This window comes from Streptomyces hilarionis, assembly GCF_024539675.1.
In the GTDB taxonomy this organism is placed as follows: Bacteria; Actinomycetota; Actinomycetes; order Streptomycetales; family Streptomycetaceae; genus Streptomyces; species Streptomyces hilarionis.
Genome location: NZ_JAHHIT010000041.1, coordinates 62,615 through 83,675, shown reverse-complemented (window position 1 = coordinate 83,675; position 21,061 = coordinate 62,615). Strand labels below are relative to the sequence as shown.

Annotated in this window: 24 protein-coding genes; 14 read left to right on the top strand and 10 right to left on the bottom strand. The window is 73.6% G+C overall.

All coding sequences use genetic code 11. From position 1 onward, the window contains the following. Positions 1-71 precede the first annotated feature (71 nt). Positions 72-272: a ferredoxin gene (locus KMS84_RS09140; protein WP_256915595.1), complete on the bottom strand. Its 201-nt coding sequence runs from the start codon at positions 270-272 to the stop codon at positions 72-74. 12 nt (positions 273-284) lie between these two features. After that, entirely contained in the window at positions 285-1,619 is a 1,335-nt protein-coding gene (locus KMS84_RS09135) for a cytochrome P450 (RefSeq protein ID WP_256915594.1), read from the bottom strand. Positions 1,620-1,950: 331 nt separating this feature from the next. On the opposite strand from KMS84_RS09135, the gene KMS84_RS09130 reads away from it, so the two are divergent. Together KMS84_RS09130 and KMS84_RS09125 are read left to right on the top strand one after the other, a co-directional pair. Then, positions 1,951-2,574, top strand: a complete 624-nt coding sequence (locus KMS84_RS09130; RefSeq protein ID WP_256915593.1) for a LysE/ArgO family amino acid transporter — start codon at positions 1,951-1,953, stop codon at positions 2,572-2,574. 271 nt (positions 2,575-2,845) lie between these two features. After that, positions 2,846-3,295, top strand: coding sequence for a nitroreductase family deazaflavin-dependent oxidoreductase (locus tag KMS84_RS09125; protein WP_256915592.1), 450 nt, complete (start codon positions 2,846-2,848; stop codon positions 3,293-3,295). 167 nt (positions 3,296-3,462) lie between these two features. Here KMS84_RS09125 and KMS84_RS09120 read toward each other — a convergent pair whose 3' ends face one another. Beyond that, positions 3,463-4,494, bottom strand: coding sequence for a cation diffusion facilitator family transporter (locus KMS84_RS09120; RefSeq protein ID WP_438818916.1), 1,032 nt, complete (start codon positions 4,492-4,494; stop codon positions 3,463-3,465). A 175-nt stretch (positions 4,495-4,669) separates the two neighbouring features. Here KMS84_RS09120 and KMS84_RS09115 point away from each other — a divergent pair, with 175 nt between their 5' ends. Together KMS84_RS09115 and KMS84_RS09110 are read left to right on the top strand one after the other, a co-directional pair. Continuing rightward, a complete protein-coding gene (locus KMS84_RS09115; RefSeq protein WP_256915591.1) occupies positions 4,670-5,689 on the top strand; it encodes a glutathione S-transferase family protein in 1,020 nt (339 codons plus the stop codon). Positions 5,690-5,721: 32 nt separating this feature from the next. Next, positions 5,722-6,018, top strand: a complete 297-nt coding sequence (locus KMS84_RS09110; RefSeq protein WP_256915590.1) for a DUF4235 domain-containing protein — start codon at positions 5,722-5,724, stop codon at positions 6,016-6,018. 123 nt (positions 6,019-6,141) lie between these two features. On the opposite strand, the gene KMS84_RS09105 is transcribed toward KMS84_RS09110, so the two are convergent. Next, positions 6,142-6,534, bottom strand: coding sequence for a VOC family protein (locus KMS84_RS09105; RefSeq protein ID WP_256915589.1), 393 nt, complete (start codon positions 6,532-6,534; stop codon positions 6,142-6,144). A gap of 201 nt (positions 6,535-6,735) precedes the next feature. Between KMS84_RS09105 and KMS84_RS09100 the strand changes: the two genes are divergently transcribed. Then, positions 6,736-7,098 (top strand): DUF1304 domain-containing protein, encoded by a 363-nt coding sequence (locus tag KMS84_RS09100; RefSeq protein WP_256915588.1) that lies wholly within the window; start codon positions 6,736-6,738, stop codon positions 7,096-7,098. Continuing rightward, on the top strand, positions 7,095-7,658 hold the full coding sequence (locus KMS84_RS09095) for a TetR/AcrR family transcriptional regulator (RefSeq protein WP_256915587.1): 564 nt from the start codon (positions 7,095-7,097) through the stop codon (positions 7,656-7,658). The genes KMS84_RS09100 and KMS84_RS09095 overlap by 4 nt, the downstream gene beginning before the upstream one ends. A gap of 139 nt (positions 7,659-7,797) precedes the next feature. On the opposite strand, the gene KMS84_RS09090 is transcribed toward KMS84_RS09095, so the two are convergent. Next, positions 7,798-8,751 (bottom strand): GlxA family transcriptional regulator, encoded by a 954-nt coding sequence (locus KMS84_RS09090; RefSeq protein WP_256915586.1) that lies wholly within the window; start codon positions 8,749-8,751, stop codon positions 7,798-7,800. A gap of 70 nt (positions 8,752-8,821) precedes the next feature. Here KMS84_RS09090 and KMS84_RS09085 point away from each other — a divergent pair, with 70 nt between their 5' ends. Next, positions 8,822-9,790, top strand: a complete 969-nt coding sequence (locus KMS84_RS09085; protein ID WP_256915585.1) for an NADP-dependent oxidoreductase — start codon at positions 8,822-8,824, stop codon at positions 9,788-9,790. Positions 9,791-9,797: 7 nt separating this feature from the next. Here the strand turns inward: KMS84_RS09085 and KMS84_RS09080 are convergent, their stop codons facing one another. Further along, positions 9,798-10,904: an NAD(P)-dependent alcohol dehydrogenase gene (locus KMS84_RS09080; RefSeq protein ID WP_256915584.1), complete on the bottom strand. Its 1,107-nt coding sequence runs from the start codon at positions 10,902-10,904 to the stop codon at positions 9,798-9,800. A gap of 46 nt (positions 10,905-10,950) precedes the next feature. Then, the gene (locus KMS84_RS09075) at positions 10,951-12,405 is read right to left on the bottom strand and encodes an aldehyde dehydrogenase family protein (RefSeq protein WP_256915583.1); all 1,455 of its coding nucleotides are present in this window, start codon (positions 12,403-12,405) and stop codon (positions 10,951-10,953) included. Positions 12,406-12,509: 104 nt separating this feature from the next. Between KMS84_RS09075 and KMS84_RS09070 the strand changes: the two genes are divergently transcribed. Both KMS84_RS09070 and KMS84_RS09065 read left to right on the top strand, forming a co-directional pair. After that, positions 12,510-12,977, top strand: a complete 468-nt coding sequence (locus KMS84_RS09070) for a MarR family winged helix-turn-helix transcriptional regulator (RefSeq protein WP_438818915.1) — start codon at positions 12,510-12,512, stop codon at positions 12,975-12,977. Positions 12,978-13,167: 190 nt separating this feature from the next. Then, the gene (locus KMS84_RS09065; protein ID WP_256915582.1) at positions 13,168-13,548 is read left to right on the top strand and encodes an anti-sigma factor antagonist; all 381 of its coding nucleotides are present in this window, start codon (positions 13,168-13,170) and stop codon (positions 13,546-13,548) included. A gap of 63 nt (positions 13,549-13,611) precedes the next feature. On the opposite strand, the gene KMS84_RS09060 is transcribed toward KMS84_RS09065, so the two are convergent. Then, on the bottom strand, positions 13,612-14,565 hold the full coding sequence (locus KMS84_RS09060) for a ribose-phosphate diphosphokinase (protein WP_256915581.1): 954 nt from the start codon (positions 14,563-14,565) through the stop codon (positions 13,612-13,614). A gap of 373 nt (positions 14,566-14,938) precedes the next feature. Between KMS84_RS09060 and KMS84_RS09055 the strand changes: the two genes are divergently transcribed. Together KMS84_RS09055 and KMS84_RS09050 are read left to right on the top strand one after the other, a co-directional pair. Next, positions 14,939-15,628: a DUF4230 domain-containing protein gene (locus KMS84_RS09055; protein ID WP_256915580.1), complete on the top strand. Its 690-nt coding sequence runs from the start codon at positions 14,939-14,941 to the stop codon at positions 15,626-15,628. A 146-nt stretch (positions 15,629-15,774) separates the two neighbouring features. After that, a complete protein-coding gene (locus KMS84_RS09050; protein ID WP_256915579.1) occupies positions 15,775-16,437 on the top strand; it encodes a VanZ family protein in 663 nt (220 codons plus the stop codon). A 161-nt stretch (positions 16,438-16,598) separates the two neighbouring features. Here the strand turns inward: KMS84_RS09050 and KMS84_RS09045 are convergent, their stop codons facing one another. Then, positions 16,599-16,835, bottom strand: coding sequence for a hypothetical protein (locus tag KMS84_RS09045; protein WP_256915578.1), 237 nt, complete (start codon positions 16,833-16,835; stop codon positions 16,599-16,601). Between the two features lie 129 nt (positions 16,836-16,964). Here KMS84_RS09045 and KMS84_RS09040 point away from each other — a divergent pair, with 129 nt between their 5' ends. The 3 genes from KMS84_RS09040 to KMS84_RS09030 all read left to right on the top strand — a co-directional run bounded on the left by KMS84_RS09040 (position 16,965) and on the right by KMS84_RS09030 (position 20,029). Further along, positions 16,965-18,005 carry a PHP domain-containing protein gene (locus KMS84_RS09040; RefSeq protein WP_256915613.1) on the top strand — a complete coding sequence of 347 codons (1,041 nt, stop codon included), beginning with the start codon at positions 16,965-16,967 and terminating at the stop codon, positions 18,003-18,005. A 64-nt stretch (positions 18,006-18,069) separates the two neighbouring features. Further along, positions 18,070-18,726, top strand: a complete 657-nt coding sequence (locus tag KMS84_RS09035) for an HAD family hydrolase (protein ID WP_256915577.1) — start codon at positions 18,070-18,072, stop codon at positions 18,724-18,726. 334 nt (positions 18,727-19,060) lie between these two features. Further along, entirely contained in the window at positions 19,061-20,029 is a 969-nt protein-coding gene (locus KMS84_RS09030; protein ID WP_256915576.1) for an SDR family NAD(P)-dependent oxidoreductase, read from the top strand. Between the two features lie 42 nt (positions 20,030-20,071). Here KMS84_RS09030 and KMS84_RS09025 read toward each other — a convergent pair whose 3' ends face one another. Continuing rightward, positions 20,072-20,905: an alpha/beta fold hydrolase gene (locus tag KMS84_RS09025; protein ID WP_256915575.1), complete on the bottom strand. Its 834-nt coding sequence runs from the start codon at positions 20,903-20,905 to the stop codon at positions 20,072-20,074. Positions 20,906-21,061 lie beyond the last annotated feature (156 nt).

Below are 21,061 nucleotides of genomic sequence, written 5' to 3'. Positions count from 1 at the left end.
TACGCGGCCCCCTGCGGCGAGGCCCCGCGAGGCGGCGCGGTTGCCGCCGGCCGGTGGACGGCCCTGCGGCATCAGTGCGGCGGGTCGGACAGTCTGATCGCGCCGACCGGGCAGGCCCGCACGGCCTCCCGGAGCATCGGGTCGCGCCCGGCTCCCTCCCGGCCCGGAAGCAGGGTGCTGAAGCCGTCGTCGTCCTGGGTGAAGACGCCCGGGGCGGCCAGGGCGCACTGCCCCGCGCCGATGCAGACGTCCGTGTCGATGTGGATGTCCATGGGGGTGGTCCCTCACCAGGTCACGGGGAGTTCCAGCATCCCCTGGATCGTGTCGCCGGGCTTGAAGCGCGCCTCCTCGGCCGGGACGGCCAGGCGCAGCCCGGGCAGTCGCGCGAGGAGCGTCCCCAGGGCGATCTCCAGTTCGGCGCGTGCCAGGTTCTGGCCCAGACACTGGTGGACGCCGAAGCCGAAGGCCACGTGATGGCGGGCGGAGCGGCTCCAGTCGAGGGCGTCGGGCTCGGGGAAGGCGCTCTCGTCGCGGTTGATGACGGAGGTCGCGAAGACCACGCCCTCACCGGCCCGGATCGTCGTCCCGGCGACCTCGATGTCCTCGGTGGCCTGCCGCAGCAGTCCGTCCGCGATGGACAGCATCCGCATCAGCTCCTCGACGGCCGCCGGGAGCAGCGTCGGGTCGGCCCGCAGCTCGGCCAGCCGCTCGGGGTGCCGCAGCAGGGTGTAGACGCCGAGGGAGATCATGTTGGCGGTCGTCTCGTGCCCGGCGACCAGCAGGATCGTGGCCAGCCCGACGGCTTCCCGGCGGTCCACCGTCCCCTCGCGCACCTGCCGGTCGACCAGGACGTCGAGGACGCCGTCGCCGGACGGGTGCTCGAGCTTGCGGTCGATCAGCGCGCCGAGGTAGCCGTCGAGCCGGTCGCGCGCGTCGCGCACCTCCTGCTGGACCCGGCTGCGCAGCAGACGCCGCGACTGCTCCTCGAAGAACTCGTGGTCGGCGTACGGGACGCCGAGCAGCTCGCAGATCACGGTGGACGGCACGGGCAGCGCGAAGGCGCTCACCAGTTCCGCGGGCGGCCCCTGGGCGAGCATCGCGTCGATCCGCTCGTCGACGACGCGCTGGATGGCCGGACGCATCGCCGTGGCGCGCTTGAGGGTGAAGTTCGCCAGCACCAGCCGGCGCTGGGCGTGGTGCTCGGGATCGTCCACGTTGAGCAGCGCGGCCTTGCGGTCCGGCAGGGCCCGCAGCCGGGGCGACGTCGCCGGGTAGCCGGGGCGGGTGCGGTCGGTCGACAGCCGGGAGTCGGAGAGCAGGGCGCGGGCCGCCTCGTGACCGGTGACCAGCCAGGCGGTGGTGCCGTCGTAGAGCGTGACGCGCGCGAGCGGACGGGAGGCGCGCAGGGGGTCGTAGGCGGCCGGGGGCCGGTAGGGGCAGGTGCGGTCCTGGGGGAAGGCCACCGGCCCCGGCTCCCCCGTGGCGCTCCGGGCGTCGGTGGTGACCTGGGCGGGCGTGGTGATCCGGCCGTCCGTGGCGGCCTCGGTGGCCTGGGCGTCCGCGGCGCAGTGCGCGCCTGTCGTGACCTGGGTGTCCGTCGTGATCCTGGTGTCCGTCATGGTGACCTCGCAGAGGAGGGGTGCGTCCTGCCGATCTTCATTAGATGCCCCGGGCACCTATAAGACGACGCGGAGTTCGGCCAGATCGACGAATGGGGCGATACGGCCGAAATCGTTCGCTCCGGTGTGCCGTGCGTGCGGCGGACCAGGCAGTGGTGGGAGCCGCGCGGGCGCCTCCTGGGGAAAAACAGTTGCCCCGCGGTGGCCGTCACCCGCACCATCCGGCCATGTCCTTCGACTCGTACCTGCCGCTGCCGACGTCCGCCGCCGTCTCCCCGGCCACGGTCCAGCAGCAGCCCGGCGCCCCCCGGAGGCGCGGCACCGCGGCCTCGTGACGGCCGCGCTCGTCGCGGGCCTGGTCGCGGGATACGGCATCGCCGTGCCCGTCGGCGCGGTCGCGACCTACCTCGTCTCCCTCACCGCCCGCACCTCCCTGCGCACCGGTGTGTGCGCCGCGCTCGGCGTCGCCACCGCCGACGGGCTGTACGCCCTGCTCGCCACGGTCGGCGGGGCGGCCGTCGCCGCCGCGCTGCGGCCGGTGCTGACGCCCCTGCGCTGGGCCTCGGCCGTGGTGCTGCTCGTACTGGCGGTCCGGGGCGCGGCGACGGCGCTGCGCCAGTACCGGGCGCACCGGCTGAGCACCCGCTCCGACCCGCCCCCGCCGAGCCCGGCCCGGGCCTTCCTCGGTCTCCTCGGCGTCACACTCCTCAACCCGACGACCGTGATCTACTTCGCCGCGCTCGTCCTGGGCGACGGCGCCGACGACGCCGTACGCCCCGTGCAGCAGGGCGTGTTCGTGCTGGCGGCGTTCGCCGCGTCGGCGAGCTGGCAGGTGCTGCTCGCCACGGGCGGCGCGCTGCTGGGCCGCGCCCTGACCGGCCACCGCGGCCGGCTGGCCACGGCGCTCGTGTCGAGCGCGGTGATGACGGCGCTCGCGGTGCGGATGGTCGCCTAGAGCCGTTCGCTCGGGTCGGGTCGCCCGGCGCCGCGATGCCGAGCGGCGGCCCCCGCGGTCCCCGGCAAGATCTGCGAGACACGCCCGGGACGGCCCCGTACGGATGAAACGGGCGGGTACCGGTGTTGAAGCACGACACGCGTGCGGCGCCCGGCCGACGCGCGGCGGACCGCCGCAGGCGCGAGCCGCACACGGGCGGCCGCACGGGGGACCGACGTTTGCGGGACCGACGTACGCGGGACCGATGAAGACGACGAAGGGGACGGATGCCATGCCTCTCGAAGGCGAGTACGAGCCCAGCCCGGAGCAGTGGGTGCGCGACCAGGTCGAGCAGTACGAACGCTCCGGCGGCACCGAGGCGACGACGCTGCGCGACACGGGAATGCCCGTGATCCTCTTGACCACCCGGGGCGCGAAGAGCGGGAAGCTGCGCAAGACCCCGCTGATGCGGGTCGAGCACGACGGCCGGTACGCCCTGGTCGCCTCGCAGGGCGGCGCGCCGAAGCACCCGGTCTGGTACCACAACGTCAAGGCCGAACCCCACGTGGAGCTCCAGGACGGCCCGCGCAAGCAGGACATGACGGCCCGCGAGGTCACCGGCGAGGAGAAGGCGCAGTGGTGGGAGCGCGCCGTCGCCGCCTACCCCCCGTACGCCGACTACCAGAAGAAGACGGACCGGGAGATCCCGGTGTTCGTCGTGGAGCCGCCCGCGGGCGGCTGATCCGCGGCGGCGCAGCACGCCGCCGACCCCGGGCGCGGAAAGGCCCCCCGCAGGTGCGGAGGGCCTTTCACGGGCGGCGTTTCCTCGCGGGGCCCACGGTCCGTGGATCCGGTGGAAGAGATTCCGCGGACGTCGGCATGATGGCGCGCGCACCGGGCAACCGGATGTCAGGCCCCGCCGCGCTCCCCCGTCGCGGCGGGGCTTTCCGCCGCCTCGCGCGCGCGGCGGTCGGTCACGTCGAGGAAGATCTGGTCGGCCTCGGGGACCACCCCGGCGATCGAGCGCTTGATGCGGACGGCGACGTCCTCGACCCGCTCGCTGTCCAGGCCCGGCATCAGGTCGATGCGAGCGGCCACCAGCGCCGATTCCAGGCCCATCTTCATCGTGAAGAGCGCCTCCACGCTGTCGATCTCGGGCTGGGCGTCGAGCAGAGCGCGGATGCGCGCACCGGTCTCCGGGTCCGCGGCCTCGCCGATGAGCTGGTCGCGCGCCTCCCGCCCGAGCCGGTAGGCCACGTAGACGAGCAGCGCGCCGATCGCGAGCGACGCGGACGCCTCCCACACGACCTGCCCGGTCACCATGTGCAGGGCCATGCCGACCGCGGCCAGGGTGACGCCCAGCACCGCCGTGCCGTCCTCGGCGACGACCGTGCGCAGGGCGGGGTCGCGCAGCCCCGCGGAGGCGCCGCCCTGTCCGCGGACCTGGTGCAGCGCCCGCAGCAGCGAGGCGCCCTCCGCCAGGAAGGAGACGCCGAGCACGACGAGGCCGGCCACGTAGCCGCTCATCGTCTCGTCCGCGCCCGACCGCAGGGCCTCGACGCCCTGGAAAACGGAGAAGCAGCCGCCCATGACGAAGATCCCTACGGCGGCGAGCAGCGACCAGAAGAACCGTTCCTTGCCGTAGCCGAAGGGGTGCTTTCGGTCGGCGGGGCGGCGGCTGCGGCGCAGCGCGGCGAGGAGGAAGACCTCGTTCAGGCTGTCGGCCACGGAGTGCGCGGCTTCCGAGAGCAGCGCGGGCGAGCCGGCGAGCAGACCGCCGACCGCCTTGGCGGCCGCGATGATCAGGTTGGCGGCGAGGGCCACCAGGACCGTGACACGTGTCTTGCGGTCGGCTTGGCCTTCGGCACCGCGTTCGCCCTTCTCTCGGCTCGTCTCTTCTTCTGCGCGTTCGGCGTTCCGTGTGGAAGATGTCCCGCTCACATCCGCCGACTGCCCGCGCGGGTGCGCCTCACACCGTGCCGTCGGCGGAAATCGGGGAACGCGGTGAGCAGGGAACGCATCCCGCACGGGATGCACCCCGTACCTGACGCACGACGTGCGGGACGCGGCACGGACGGGCGCGCCGCGTACGGAACGACTACCGGCGGGAGGAAGCATGGGCGACGGGGGCGACGGCAACAGCGCGTACGGGCACCAGCCGTTCGAACGGTCGGCGAGCCACTTCACGGACCGCGTCACGGCCGACGGCCGCGACGGATGGCCGGTGGAGGCCGGCAGATACCGGCTGGTCGTCAGCCGCGCCTGCCCGTGGGCGAGCCGGGCGGTGATCTCCCGGCGGCTCCTCGGCCTGGAGGACGCGCTGTCGATGGCGATCGCCGACCCGATCCAGGACGACCGCAGCTGGCGCTTCACCCTCGACCCGGACGGCCGCGACCCGGTGCTCGGCATCCGGTACCTCGGCGAGGCCTACGAGCGACGCGAGAGCGACCCGCCGGGCGGGGTCAGCGTGCCGGCCCTGGTGGACGTGCCCAGCGGCAGGCTGGTCACCAACGACTATCAGCAGCTCACCCTCGACCTGGCCACCGAGTGGTCGGCCCTGCACCGCCCCGGCGCCCCCGACCTGTACCCCGAACAGCTGCGCGACCAGATCGACACGGTGATGGCCGGGGTGTACGAGGACGTCAACAACGGGGTGTACCGGGCGGGTTTCGCGACCGGGCAGAAGGAGTACGAGGAGGCGTGCACCGGCGTCTTCCGGCGCCTGGAACTGCTGGCGTCCCGGCTGACCGGGCAGCGGTACCTGGTCGGCGACACGATCACCGAGGCGGACATCCGGCTGTTCACCACACTGGTGCGTTTCGACGCCGTCTATCACGGTCACTTCAAATGCAACCGCTGGAAGTTGACCGAGAACCAGGTTCTGTGGGCCTACGCCCGCGACCTGTTCCAGACGCCCGGCTTCGGCGACACCGTCGACTTCGACCACATCAAGCGGCACTACCACCAGGTGCACACCGGCATCAACCCGACCCGGATCGTCCCCCTCGGACCGGACCTGTCCGGCTGGCGCTCCCCCCACCACCGGGAGGAGCTCGGCGGCCGTCCGTTCGGCGACGGGACTCCTCCCGGGCCGGTGCGCGCCGGGGAACAGGTTCCGGAACGGGGACGGCCCTGAGTCCCGTACCCCACACACAAGGAGAGACCGACGTGTCCAAGAAGAGGAAACTGCCCCTCGTCTACCAGCCCGTGGGCTTCGCGCTGGGCTGGGCGAGCGGCGCCCTGGCGGGCCTCGCGTTCCGCAAGGCCTGGAAGGCGATCCGTCACGAGGACGACGCCCCTGACGCCCTGGACCGGGACCGCGGCTGGGGCGAGGTCCTGCTGGCGGCCGCGGTCCAGGGCGCGATCTTCGCCGCGGCGCGCAGCGCCGCCGACCGCACGGGCGCCAAGGCGATCGAACGGTCCACCGGCGTCTGGCCGGCCAAGGACAAGAGCGGCCGGGACTGAGTCCCGGCGGCGTCCGCCCGCCCCCCTTTCCGGCGGTCGACCCGGTGCGTGCGGCCCTGCGAGCCGGGCGGCGCCGGGTCGGCCGCCGGTGCCGTCCGGCCCGGCAGCCCGGACCGGAAGGCGTCAGCCCTGTTTCGGCGCGGTGGAGGGTTCGAGGCGCAGGGTGAAGGAGTGGCCGGCCGGGTCGGCATAGCCCCGTTCCTCGTGCGGGCCGGGGGCGCCCTTGGTCTCCAGCGGGCGGCCTCCGAGACTCACGACCCGGCGTTCCACCTCGTCGAGGTCGTCGACCAGGAAGTCCAGGTGGGCCTGGAGGGAGTTCTCGGGGCGGGGCCAGCTCGGCGGGGTCGCGTTGACGTCGCGCCGGAAGGCCAGCCGGACGCCGTCGGCGCCCCTGATCTCCACGAGGTTGGCGCTCGTGTGGGTCTCCTCCGCGTCGAGCAGCCCCTTGTAGAACTCGGCGAGCTTCTCGGGCTCGGCACAGTCGAGCACCACGACGCCCGCTTTCACCACTGCCATGTCGTCGTCTCCTCCGCGAGGTCCGGGCCGGGGCGGGCGCGTCCCGTCCCGGAACCTTGCGGATACCCCCGTTCGCGCCGGCCACCGGCCGCGGCCCGGCACACGTGCGCTCGCCCACGGGCCGTGACCCGCGCTGGACTTCCTGGACAGGTGTCCCGTTATAGTGGACACCTGTCCAGGAAGCAGGAGTCGAGGGAGATCATGAACATTCTGGCGAACGTGCTGGTCGGGATGGTGGCCGCGCTGCACCTCTACATCCTGGTGATGGAGATGTTCCTGTGGCAGAAGCCGCAGGGGATGTCGTTCCACGGTTTCGACGCCGAACTGGCGAAGCGGACCGCCCCCATGGCCGCCAACCAGGGGCTGTACAACGGCTTCCTGGCGGCGGGGCTGGTGTGGGGCCTCGTCGCCGCCGACCCGACCGGATTCCGGGCGCAGGTCTTCTTCCTGTCGTGCGTGATCGTCGCGGGCGTCTACGGCGCGGCCACCGCGAACCGGCGGATCCTGTTCGCGCAGGCGCTGCCCGGCGCGATCGCCCTGGCCGCCGTCCTGATCGCGCAGTGACCCGCGGGGAGGCCGAGGACCCCCGAGCGGCCCGCACCCGCGCGAAGCTGCGCACCGCACTGCTCCAGGAGTGCGCCGAACGGCCGCTGGAGGAGGTCGGGGTGGCCGCGCTGGCGCGCCGGGCGGGGGTCGGACGGGCCACGTTCTACGTCCACTACCCCGACCTCGAGGCGCTCGCCGTCGACGCCTGCGCGGACGTCGTGCGCGAGGCCGTCGAAGCGCTGCACGCCTGGCAGGGGCGGCCGGACCCGGTCCGCGCTCCCGCCGCGCTGGCGGGGTTCTTCGGCTCGCTGGCCCCGCACGCCGCCCTGTACCGCACCCTGCTGGCGCCGGGCGGCGGCGGCCCGCTCGGCCGGGTGCTCCACCGGGACCTGCGGGCCTACAGCCTGCGAGAGCGGGAGCGGGCCGGCGCGGCGGACGCGCCGCTGGTCGCCTCGGCCGTCGCCGCGACCTTCGCCGGCGTGCTCGCCGACTGGCTGCACGGCGACCTCGACGGCACGCCGGCCGAGATCGCGGACCAGGTCTGGCAGTTGCTGGTCGCCCTGCACGCGAGCCGCTGAACGGCGCTCACCCGCCGGGCGCCGTTTCCCCGGCTCCCACCGGAGCGCCCGCGGGCCGTGACCGCCGCCTCCCGCCCGGGACGCCGTCGCCGTCGGCCGCCGTGGCGGACGGGGATCCCCGCGGAGGACATCCGTCCGGTCAGCGCGCCGTCTGGAAGGTTCTGCGGTAGGCCTGCGGGGAGACGCCGATCGCGGTGTGCAGGTGCTGGCGCAGGGAGGCGCCGGTGGCGAAGCCGACGCGGGCGGCGATCTGGTCCACGGACAGGTCGCTGGCCTCCAGCAGGTGACGAGCGTGCGCGACGCGCTGCTGGATCAGCCAGCGCCCCGGGCTCATGCCGACCTCGTCGCGGAAGCGGCGGGCGAAGGTGCGCAGGCTCATCCGGGCGTGGGCGGCGAGATCGGCGAGGGCGAGCGGCTCGTCGAGCCGCTCCAGGGCCCAGGAACGGGTGGCCGCCGTGCCGGCCGCTCCGGCCTCGGGCACGGGCTGCTCGATGTACTGCGCCTGACCGCCGTCCCGGAACGGCGGCACCACACAGCTGCGCGCCACCCGGTTGGCGAGTTCGCTGCCGTGGTCCTTGCGGACGATGTGCAGGCAGACGTCGACGCCCGAAGCGGCTCCGGCCGAGGTCAGCACCCGGCCGTCGTCGACGAAGAGCACGTCGGGATCGAGCTCGACCTGGGGGTGCATCCGGCGGAACAGGTCCGTCACATGCCAGTGGGTGGTGGCCCGGCGGCCGTCGAGCAGTCCGGCCGCGGCCAGGACGAACGCGGCGGTGCAGATGGAGACGATGCGCGCCTCGGGGCGGATCAGGGCGAGGGCCTCGGCGACCGCGTCCGGCAGGTCCCGCGTCACCCGGTCGGGCGCCACCGGCGCGAGCACGACCGTGTCGGCCGTCGCCAGCACCTCACGCCCGTGCTCGACGCCGACCGTGAAGTCGGCGTTCGTGTGCACCGGGCCGCCGTCGACGGTGCAGGTCAGTACCTCGTAATGGCCGTCGGCCGCACCGAAGATGCGGGCCGGGATGCCGAGCTCGAACGGGTAGACGCCGTCGAGGGCGAGGACGACGACGCGGTGCTGGTCTCCGGAGGGCATGGCACGATCTTATCGGATGTTGGCAATCATGCCATTTCCCGGCGGCGCCGGGCCGGGCAGGCTGTTCTTCATGAGCACTGAGAACACCCCGCGCACCGGCACGACCATGCGCGTCATCGGTCAGGACGTCCTCGGCGGTCCCGAGGCACTGAAGCAGACAGAGGTGGAGCGACCCGCGCCCCGCCCCAACGAGGTCCTGGTCCGGGTGCGCGCCGCCGGCGTCAACCCGACCGACTGGAAGCACCGCGCCACCGGCGGGTTCCTGGGCGAGCCGCCCTTCGTCCTGGGCTGGGACGTCTCGGGCGTCGTGGAGGCGGTCGGCATCGGCGTCGCCGCCTTCGCGCCCGGCGACGAGGTCTTCGGCATGCTGCCCTACCCCTTCGGCCACGGCTCGCACGCCGAGTACGTCATCGCGCCGGTGCGCGCCCTGTGGCACAAGCCCGCGGGCGTCGACCACGTCCAGGCCGGCGCGCTGCCGCTGGTCTCGCTGACCGCCTGGCAGGCCCTCGTGGAGACCGCCGAACTGGCCCCCGGACAGCGGGTGCTGATCCACGCGGCGGCGGGCGGCGTCGGCCATGTGGCCGTCCAGATCGCGAAGGCGCGCGGCGCGTACGTGATCGGGACGGCCAGCGCGGGCAAGCACGACTTCCTGCGCGAGCTGGGCGTCGACGAGGCGATCGACTACCGGGAGACCGACTTCGCCGAGGCCGTCAAGGACGTCGACGTCGTCCTGGACACCCTGGGCGGGGACACCTCGGTGAAGTCGCTGGGCGTGCTGCGGCCGGGCGGGATCGTGGTGTCGATCCTGCCGGTGGGGTCGGACGAGTTCCCCGAGGAGGCCGAGCGGCTCGGGGTGCGGGCGGTGCGGATGCTCGTGGACGCCGACCGGGCGGGGATGCGCGCGATCGCCGAGCTGGTCGAGGAGGGCCGGCTGCGGGCCACGATCGCGGGGACCTTCCCGCTGGCCGAGGCCGCCGAGGCGCACCGGCTCGGCGACACCGGCCGGACCACGGGGAAGCTGGTGCTGACGGTCGACTGACCGGCCGTCAGAAGACGAGCACGGGCTTGACGGTCCTGCCCGTGGTCATGTCCCGCACCGCCTGGTCGATGTCCGCGAACGGATAGCGGCCGATCAGGCGGTCCAGCGGGAGACGCCCGTCCTTGACCATCTCGACCAGGGCGGGGATGAAGGTCTGCGTCTCACTGTCGCCGAGGGTGAGGCCCACCACGCGCTTGCCGCCCAGCAGCCCGTTGACGTCCAGGGCGACCTCGCTGCCGAAGGGCGGGGCGCCGACGACGACGAGGGTGCCGCGGGCGGCGAGCGCGTCGACGCCCTGGCGCAGCACCCCCGTGTCGCCCGTGGTCTCCACGACGCCGTCGGCGCCCCGGCCGCCGGTGATCTCGGTGACGGCCTCGCCGAGCGTGGCGCGGCCGGCGTCGACGGTGTGGGTCGCGCCCAGCTCCTTCGCCAGTCGCAGGCGTTCGGCGACCCGGTCGACGGCGACGATCGTGGTCGCCGGCGACAGCGCGGCGGCCATGACCGCCGACAGGCCGACGGCTCCCGCGCCGAGGACGACGACCGTGGCGCCGGCCGTCGGCTTCAGCACGTTCCAGACGGCGCCGACCCCGGTCTGGACCCCGCAGCCGAGCGGGGCGATCGACGCCAGCGGGACGTCGGGGTCGACCCTGACGAGGCTGCGCTCGTCGACCAGCGCCCGCTCGGCGAAGGAGGACTGGCCGAAGAAGTGGCCGCCTAGAAGGGCGCCGTCCCGGCTGACGGTGCCGGTGCCGTCGGCGCGACGGCCGCCGAGGAGGTTCAGCGGCAGCCAGGCGGCGCAGTAGGCGGGGTGGCCGCCACGGCAGTCGCGGCAGTGGCCGCAGGAGGTGAAGGACAGCACGACGTGGTCGCCGGGGGCGACGCCGGTGACCGCGGAGCCCACGGCCTCCACGACCCCCGCGCCCTCGTGGCCGAGGACTCCGGGCAGCGGGAAGGGCAGACCGCCGCCCGCCACGCCGAGGTCGGTGTGGCACAGGCCGGCCGCGACCAGCCGGACGACCGCCTCGTGCGGCGCGGGGTCGTCGAGCACGACCTCGGACAGGGTGAAGGGCGCTCCGGCGGACTCGACGACGGCGGCGCGGGTGGTGAGGGGCATCGCTGCGACTCCCTTGTCGGGCAGAGGTGTTCGGAAGGGGGCGCGGTCAGTCGAGCGAGACGACGACGGACTTGACCCTGGTGTAGGCGGCGAGGGCCTCGGGGCCGTACTCGCGGCCGAAGCCGGAGGCCTTGACGCCGCCGAACGGGACGGCGGGGTCGAGCATCGCCCAGTCGTTGACCCAGACGATGCCGGCCTGGAGGCGGTCGGCGACGCGGTGGGCGCGGGCCAGGTTGCCGGTCTGGACGCCCGAAGCCAGGCCGTACGGGGTGGAGTTGGCGAGCGCGACCGCCTCGTCCTCGTCGTCGAAGGGCTGGACGGTGAGGACGGGGCCGAAGATCTCCTCCTGGACCACCCGGGAGTCGGGGGCGAGGTCGGCGATGACGGTCGGCTTGTAGTAGTAGCCGCCGTCGAGGTCGAGGCGCTCGCCGCCGCAGACGATGCGGGCGCCCTCCTTGCGGGCGAGGTCGACGTACTCCTCGACCTTGCGCAGGTGCCGCTCCCCCGCCATCGGGCCGACGACGGTCTCCGGCAGCCGGGGGTCGCCGACCGGGACGCCGGGCACGGCCTCGGCGAGGATGCCCAGCAGGGTGCGGTGGACCGGGCGGGCCACGAGCAGGCGCGGGCCGCCCATGCAGAACTGTCCGCTGTTGAAGACGAACCCCTTGATGACCGCGCCGACGGCCCTTTCCAGGTCGGCGTCCTCGAAGACGAGATGGGCCGCGTTGCCGCCGAGTTCCATGGTGACGGGCTTGAGGGTCTCGCCCGCGACGCTCGCGGCGTGCCGGCCGACGGCGGTGGAGCCGGTGAAGGCGATCTTGTCGACGCCGGGGTGGCGCAGCAGGGCCTCGCCGGCGACCGGGCCCAGGCCGGTGACGACGTTGACCACGCCGTCGGGGACGCCGGCCCGCTGGAACAGCCCGGCCATGTACAGGGCGCTGAGCGGGGTCTCGTCCGCGGGCTTGTGGACGACCGTGTTGCCGGCGGCGAGCGCCGGGGCGATCTTGGAACCGGCCAGGATCAGCGGGAAGTTGAACGGGGTGATCGCTGCGACCACGCCGACCGGGTCGCGCCGGGTGTAGGCGAGGGCGTTCATGGGGGTGTCACGGTGGGCGCCGTCCAGGGCGAAGGCGAGCGAGGCGAAGTACTCGTAGTCGTTGGCCGCGTTGGTGACGTCGACGGCGTGCGCGAGCGTGATGGGCTTGCCGACGTCGAGGCTCTCCAGCCGGGCGATGTCGTCGGCCTCCTCGCGGATGAGCCGGGCCACGCGCAGCAGCACGCGACCGCGCTCGCGGCCGCTGAGGCCGGACCACCGCCCGGTGTCGAAGGCCTCCCGTGCGGCCCGCACGGCGGCGTCCACGTCCGCCGCGCCCGCCTGGGCGACGGTGGTGAGGACCGTGCCCCGGGAGGGGTCGACCACATCGGTCCGCGCCCCGTCGGCGGCGTCACGCCACCGGCCCCCGACGAACAGTCGGCCGGGGTCGATCTCGTAGGCGGGCATGGCCACTCCTCAGCATCGTCGCCAAGACTTCAAATAACAGGATTCCTGTTGGTCCGCAGTCTCTTTACGGACAGGTTTCCTGTCAATGGTCTACGCTGCCTCCCATGGTCGGCCCTCGGACACCCCAGGCGGCGGCGCCCGCGCCCCCGCCGCACAGGACACCCCCGTCCCTGCTCTACATGGTGAAGCAGGTGGAGCTGGTCGTCCGCTCCCACCTGGACGAACTCGTCAGGCCGTCCGGGATCACGGCGTTGCAGTACACCGCGCTCACCGTGCTGGAGCGGCACGACGGGCTGTCGGCCGCCCAGCTGGCCCGGGACTCCTTCGTCACCGCCCAGTCCATCGCCGACCTGGTGCGCTCCCTGGAGGGGCGCGGCCTGATCCGCCGCGAGCGCAATCCGCGCAACCGGCGCGAGCTGCTGATCCTGCTCACCGAGGAGGGGCGCGACCTGCTGCGGCGGCACGCCGGTCCGGTGCGGGAGCTGGAGGAGCGCATGGTCCGCGACCTCACCGGCCATCAGGCGGAGCAGTTCCGCACGGCCCTCTCGAAGGCGTGGCACGCGCTGTCGTAGCGCTTTGTCCCCCCTTCGCTCACGACGCGAAAAAACTCGGTCAGAGTGGGTTGCATTTCGAAGACATATGTCAATCGAACATGCTGGAATTCACTCCATCGGGGGTAACTTGCTGGGGCGGGGAACTGCTGTGTCGTCCCCGGCCGTTGGAGGCTCCCGACCGGTGGAGCGGGTTGGAGGCGATGTCGTCGTGCAGCTGGAATCCACGGCGGACTCCCCGCACCTGCGCGTCCGCAGGGACCGCGGGTACACGGTGCTGGAGTTCCGCGGCGAGATCGACCTCGTCGCGGCCACGGAGATCGGCCCGCTGCTCGACGAGGCGACCGCCGGCCCCGCGCCGCACGTCGTCCTCGACCTGACCCGGATCGAGTTCTTCGACTGCTCCGGGCTGCGCCTGCTGTACCGGGCGCGCGGCCGCGTCCTCGACCACGACGGGGATCTGCACCTCGTCTGCGCGCACCCGCTCACGCTGCGGATCCTGCGGGCCACCGGTCTGTCGCGGTTGCTGCCGCCCGCCACGACGCTCGACGCCGCCCTGGAGCGGCCCGGCGCCGCCTCGGGCACGTTATGACGGCCTGCGCGCCGCTCTCCCCGGCACGCCCTACTGACCGCGCGCCGCTCTCCCCGGCACGCCCTACTGACCGCGCGCCGCGTCGAACAGCGCGCTGACGGACTCGCCGTTGTGAATGCGGCGCACCGCCTCCGCCAGAGCGGGGGCGATGGACAGGACCCGCAGCTTGTCGGTGTGCTCCTCCGCCGGGACCGGCACCGTGTTGGTGCACACGATCTCCAGGACGTCCGGCTGCTCGCTGAGCCGCTTGAGCGCTCCGGCGGCGAACAGCCCGTGCGTGCACGCCACCCGTATCGAGCGGGGCTCCGCCTCCCTCAGCCGGTCCAGGAGCTCCAGGACCGTGCTGCCCTTGGCGATCTCGTCGTCCAGGACGATGACGTCCCGCCCGGCGATCTCGCCGATCACGGCGCTGATGCTGACCCGGTCGTCGGCGAACCGCTGCTTGGCCCCCGCCGCCACCTGGGCCCCGATCATCCGCGCGAAGGCGGCGGCCTCCTTGGCGTTGCCGAGGTCCGGCGAGACGACGGTGGTACGGGAGAGGTCGTAGCGACGGAAGTGCGCGGCCAGTTCCCGGTGGGCGTGCAGGTGGTCCACCGGCATCGAGAAGAAGCCGTGCACCTGCGGTGAGTGGAGCGTCATGGCGAGCACGCGGTGGACGCCGGCCGCCGCCATCAGGTCGGCGACCAGGCGCCCGCCCAGCGAGATGCGCGGGGCGTCCTTCTTGTCCGAGCGCGCGTAGGAATAGTGCGGCATGACGACGGTGATCCGTCCGGCCGACGCCCCACGGGCCGCGTCGCACATCAGCAGCAGCTCCACGAGATGCTCCTGCACGGGCCGGACCAGGGGCTGCACGAGGAAGACGTCCCGCTCCCGGCAATTGGCCTGGAGCTGGACCTCCAGACAGTCGTTGGCGAACCTGCTGAGGCGGGTGGGGCTCAGGGGCACGCCGAGATGGGCACAGACCTCGGCCGCCAGTTCGGGGTGGGCACTGCCGCTGAACACGGAGATGTCTCGCACGGTCGGCTCCTCGCTGATCACGTCCGGCCGGGGGCGGGACCTCTCATGCTACGGACCACGTCCGATTTGCCCACCCGTGGGAATCTTCCGGAGGCTTCCGGCGCCCCCGCAAGCCGAGAACCGGCCGCACCCGGACGACCGGCGCCATCAGGGACGTCCCGGGGCCGCGGAGAGGACCGCCGAGCCCGGGACGCCCGGCGCCGGGAGGCGTCCGGCGCGGGACGCCCGACGCCGCTCGCCGGCGGGCGCCCCGGTCCACGGCCGGGCGCCGGCGGGCGCCCCGCGCCGCCCCGTCCTGTCACAGCTCCTCAACAGGGCGGTCTGACGCGGGGATTGACGGGAATCCGGTCAGCAGGAAGAGAGGACCGTCCGCATGACGACTTCGATCGAGCCCACCAGGGACACCAAGCCCACCCGGCGTCCGCGCGGCCGTATGCCCTTCTGGGCCAAGGCGCTGACCGCCGTGGTGGTCGTCCTCGTCGTGATGTTCGCGGGGATCCGGCTGAGCCTGCTGCCGGGGCTGCGCGACTTCTTCGGCACCGAGACCCACGACCGCTCGGGCCCCACCCTGCTCCAGTCCATCCAGGACATGAGCCGCTACAACGCCGCGTCCGGCAACTTCCAGGTCGTCGTGGACCTGGAGAAGGACGCGAAGTACCTTCCCGACGCCATCCGCGGCACCCGCACCCTGTACGTCGGGGCGGGCACCGTCGACGCCTACGTCGACCTCGGCAAGGTCGGCGACAAGGACGTGACGGTCGACGCCGACCGCACCTCGGCCACCCTCCGGCTGCCGCACGCCCGGCTCGGCAAGCCGGCCCTCGACCCCGACCACTCCTACGCGGTGTCCAAGCAGCGCGGCCTGCTGGACCGCCTCGGCGACCTCTTCTCCGACAACCCCGGCGGGGAGCAGGCCGTGCAGAAACTCGCGGTCAAGCACATCGGGGACGCGGCGAAGGAGAGCGAGCTGACCGCGCGCGCCGAGAGCAACACCACCGGCATGCTCCAGGGGCTGCTGCGCTCCCTCGGCTTCAAGGAGGTGAAGGTCTCCTACGTCACCTGACACCCGGGGTCGGCGGGGCGGACGCCGGGGCGGCCACGCCGGCCGGAACGGCCGCGTGAGGCAGACCCGGCCCGTCCGCCCGCATCCCCGGGCCGTTCGAGGGTAACAGCGCTACGACGCCTTGAAGTTGAAGACTGGAGGACCGCATGGCCCGTGCAGCGCTACGTCCGCTCGCCACGTTCCGTCTGCGCCCGGCCAAGGCCGCCGCACCCGAGCCCGCGCCCGAGCCCGCCAGGAGGGGGCTGTTCGGCAGGTCCGGCGAAGCCCGGGCGGCCCGCAAGGCGGAGCGGGCCAAGGAGGCGGAGCGGGCGGCCAGGGCCGCCAGGGCAGAGGAAGCCCGCGCCGAGCACCGGCCGCTGCCGCTGCCGCTCCGCCTGCTCGCGATGCTGGTGGCCTTCGCTTTCATGGTGGCCTTCGCCGTCGTGCTCGCCAAGATCACTCTGGAGCCGTCGCCGGCGTCGGCGGCGCTGGTCCACTCCAACCTGCGGCCCGGCGACTCGCTGCGGGCCTATCTGGACCAGCCGGCGCTGCGCGACGCGGTGAAGCAGATCGGCGGAAACGTGCTCCTCGGCGTCCCCTTCGGGGTGCTCGTGCCGGTCGTCGCGCCCCGGGCGCGCGGCCTGCTGCGCGTGCTGCTGCTCACCGCGACCGTCATGCTGCTCGTGGAGTTCGCCCAGGGCGCGCTGGTGACCGGACGCGCCTTCGACATCGACGACGTCATCCTCAACACCACGGGCGCGCTGATCGGCTACCTGCTCCTGGGACGCCGGGTGAGCCGCGCCGTGCACGCGCGCAGGAAGCGCGCCTGAACGACGCCTCGGGGAGCGCCCGAGGCCTACGCGGGACGGACAGCGGGAGCGCCGATCGGGCGCCTCCCGCTTCCTGCGTTCCAGGGGTTCCGGCGGCCGGGGTTCCGGGGATCCGGCTCGGCACGTCCGGCTCTGCGCGTCCGATGAGGCGCGTGACCGGCTCAGTGCGGCTTCCAGGTGTACCTGTCCCCGCCGACCCAGCGGACGGCGTCCGGGTCGTCGAGGTCGTGGACCGTGATGCCGAAGGCGGCGGCGATCTCGAGGACGTCGGTCACGTCCCTCGCCTCGCCGACCACCTCTCCGTCGATCTCCACGATGCGGAACGGCTCCGGGTTCGGCTGCACCCCGAGCACCATGATCCGCGGCTCGGAAATGCGGAAGCCTGCGATTTCGGTCATGACATAGAGGGTAGAGCGGAACCGGTCGGGGCGAATCATCAGGAATCGACCCGGCGCGCGGTCGGCGCCGCTCGTCGTGCGTCTCGGGCTCCGGTGCGAAACCCTGGAGCCAGGAGGTGGGAGGTGGCGATGGATCCCGTGGAGGCGCTGGACCGGATCGCCTTCCTGCTGGAACGGTCCCTGGCGCCCACCTACCGGGTGCGGGCCTTCCGGACCGCGGCGCGGGTGCTGGCCGGACTGCCCTCCACGGAGGTCGAGCAGCGGGCGGCCGCCGGGACGCTGGAGTCGCTGAAGGGCGTGGGCCCCAAGACGGCACAGGCGGCGCGCGAGGCGCTCGCCGGCCGGACCCCGACCTACCTGGAGAATCTGGAGGAGGAGGCCGGCCGCCCGCTGACCGACGGCGCGGGCGCCCGGCTGCGCGCCCTGCTGCGCGGCGACTGCCATCTGCACTCCGACTGGTCCGACGGCGGCAGCCCCATCGAGGAGATGGGCCGGACGGCGGCCGCGCTCGGCCACGAGTGGGCCGTGCTCACCGACCATTCGCCGCGCCTGACGGTGGCCCGCGGGCTGTCCCCCGAGCGGCTGCGCCGCCAGCTGGACGTGGTCGAGGAGCTCAACACCACCTGGGCGCCCTTCCGGCTGCTGACGGGCATCGAGTGCGACATCCTCGACGACGGGTCGCTGGACCAGGAGCCCGAACTGCTCGAACGGCTCGACGTGGTGGTGGTCTCCGTGCACTCCAAGCTGCGCATGGACTCCCGGGCGATGACGCGCCGCATGGTGAACGCCGTGCGCGATCCAAACGCCGACGTCCTCGGCCACTGCACGGGCCGGCTGGTGACCGGACGCGGACGGCCCGAGTCGCAGTTCGACGCCGACGAGGTGTTCGCCGCGTGCGCCGAGTCGGGCACCGCCGTGGAGATCAACAGCCGGCCCGAGCGGCTCGACCCGCCGCGCCGGCTGCTGCGCCGGGCCGTGGCGGCGGGCGTGCTGTTCTCGGTCGACACCGACGCCCACGCGCCCGGCCAGCTGGACTGGCAGGTCCTCGGCTGCGCGCGGGCCGAGGAGTGCGAGGTGCCGCCGGAGCGGATCGTGACCGCGTGGCCGCTGGACGACCTGCTGGCCTGGTCGCGGGAGGGCCGGACGCCGGCGGGCGTGGCCGGCCCGTGAGGTGGTACCCGGGGGTATCGCTCGGGGGTACGCGGACGTACCCGCAGACGGAGAGAGGACGCACATGACACGCGCCGCCGTGTTCGACGTCGACGGCACCCTCGTCGACACCAACCACCTGCACGTCGTCACCTGGTGGGAGGCCTTCCGGCAGGCGGGCCACCGGGTGCCCATGCACGCCGTGCTCCGGGCCGTCGGGCTCGGGTCCGACGACCTGGTCGCGCGCCTGCTGGGCGAGGACCGGGACAAGGACGCGGACGCGGAGCTCAGCGCCGCGCACACGGCCCTGTACGGGCAGTACTTCGACCGGCTGCCGCCGCTGCGGGACGCCGGAGCGCTGCTGCGCCGGCTGCACGACGACGGCTGGACGGTCGTGCTCGCCACGTCGGCGAGCGGGCCCGAACTGTCGGCCCTGCGCAGCGCCATCGACGCCGACGACGTCATCGCCGCGACGGCCAGCGCCGACGACGTCGAGGAGGGCAAGCCCGCGCCGGAGCCGGTGCGCCACGCCCTGGAACTGGTCGGCGCTCCCGCCGAGCGGGCCGTGTTCGTCGGCGACACCGTGTGGGACATGCGGGCCGGCCGTCGGGCCGGGGTGCGGTGCGTGGGCGTCCTGAGCGGCGGCATTCCGCGCGCGGACCTGGTGGAGGCGGGCGCGGAGGCGGTCTACGACGATCCGGCCGACCTCCTGGCCTCCCTGTCGACGAGTCCGCTGGCATGAGGTGACGGAGGTCACCACGTGCCCCGGCGGACCGGGGAACACGCACAAGTGGTTACCCGTTGAACCAACCGTGGGTGCGGACGGGACAGTGTCCCCGGGCCTCACCTTCTGCCCACAGGGACGATCGTCCGGCTGAAGCCCTGTGGAGCGTCTCGCCGAGAGGCGACCGCCGTCCGCGCCCACGCACAGACCGCCCCGACCGTGATTCCCCCGTCCGGTCGGGGCTTCTCCTTGTCCGGCGGCGGCGCGCCCGTCCGCTGCCCGCCCGTGTCGTGGCGGCCGCCCTCGGCGCGCACTTGACTTCGAGCGCACTCCAATTCGTAGCGTCTCGGACATGAGCACTGCACAGCACAAGATCGGTTCGGGGTTCGACGCCCACAGCACCGCCGACGACGTCCTCGCCGGCATCGACCTCGGCGGCCGGCTCGCGATCGTCACCGGCGGCTACTCCGGGCTGGGCCTGGAGACCACCCGCTCGCTCACCCGGGCCGGCGCCCGGGTCGTCGTCCCCGCCCGCCGTCCCGACACCGCACGCGAGGCCGTGGCGGGGCTCGACGGCGTCGAGGTGGACGAACTGGACCTCGCCGACCTGGACAGCGTGCGCGGCTTCGCCGACCGCTTCCTCGCCTCCGGCCGCACGGTCGACCTCTTCATCGGCAACGCCGGCGTCATGGCCTGCCCCGAGACCCGCGTGGGGCCCGGCTGGGAGGCCCAGTTCGCGACCAACCACCTCGGCCACTTCGCGCTCGTGAACCGGCTGTGGTCCGCGATCGAGCCCGGCGGGGCCCGCGTGGTCTCGGTGTCCTCGCGCGGCCACCACTTCTCCGGCATGCGCTGGGACGACGTCCACTGGCAGCGCGGCTACGACAAGTGGGAGGCCTACGGCCAGGCGAAGACCGCGAACGTGCTCTTCGCCGTCCACCTCGACCGGCTCGCCCGGGACCGCGGCGTACGGGCCTTCTCCCTGCACCCCGGCGGCATCATGACGCCGCTCCAGCGCCACCTGCCCAAGGAGGAGATGGTGGAGCGCGGCTGGATCGACGAGGACGGCAACGTGATCAACCAGGCCGGCTTCAAGACTCCCGGGCAGGGCGCGGCCACCCAGGTCTGGGCGGCGACGTCGCCGCAGCTGGCCGGCATGGGCGGCCTCTACCTGGAGGACTGCGACGTCGCCGAGCCCGCCGTCGACGGCGACGCACGTTTCGGCGTCAAGGACTGGGCGACGGACCCGGAGCAGGCCGCGCGGCTGTGGGAGCTGTCCGCCGAGCTGACGGGCGTGAACGCCTTCGCGACACGGGGATAGCCGGTTCACGGCCCCGCCGCGCGCCCACTCCCCCACCCCGGCTCACTTCCCGGCCGCGAACGCGCGCAGGTCGGCCGTGAGCCGGTCGGCGTGCGTCGCGAACAGACCGTGGCCGGCGTTCTCGTACACCTCCAGCACGGAGTTCGGGGCGAGGGCGGCGGCGCGACGGCCGGTCAGCTCGATCGGGCCGGAGGCGTCGTGGGTGCCGTGCACGACGAGCACCGGCAGGTCGAGCGCGGCCAGTTCGGGCGCGACGTCGAGGCCGGCGATCAGCTCGCCGACGGCGACGGCGGCCCGTGCCGTGCAACCGTGGCAGCGCCGGACCATGGCCTGTACGTACGCCTCCGAGAGGTCGTTGCCGGGGCGGTCCAGCGCGAAGAAGGCGCGGGCGCCGTCGGCGAAGAAGGCGGAGCGGTCGCGGCGCAGCTCCTCGACGCCGGCCAGCACCCGTTCCGGGTCGACTCCCTCGGGGTGGTTCGCCGACCGGGCGGGGCCGGGCGTCATGCCGGCGACGAGCGCCAGCCGGGCCACCCGGTCGGCGCCGTGCCGGCTCAGGCAGCGGACGGCCTCGGCGGCGCCGACCGAGTGCCCCACCAGGGTCGCCTCCCGCAGGTCGAGGTGGTCCAGGAGCCCCTGGACGTCGTCCGCGAGGCTGTCGAGGTCGAAGCCGCCCCACGTGTCGTCGGAGCGGCCGTGACCGCGGCGGTCGAAGCCCACGCAGCGGTAGCCCTCCCGCGCCAGCGGCAGCATCTGGTACTCCCACATCTCGGACCCGAAGTACAGGCTGTTCACGAAGACGATCACCGGCCCGTCGGCCGGTCCGTAGTCGACGTGGTGCAGCCGGGTGCCGTCGACGGGGCTCGTGAAGTACGGCATGGACGTCCTCCTGCGGTGGATGCGCGATCAGGTGCTCGGTGACGGCGTCCATGCTCGCGGCGCGCCCGGCGACCGTCGATTACCCCCGAGGTCATGCGTCGGGGCCCCGGACCGCGTGGGCCGGCGCGGGCCGGGTACTCGGTCGGCTCCCCGAGG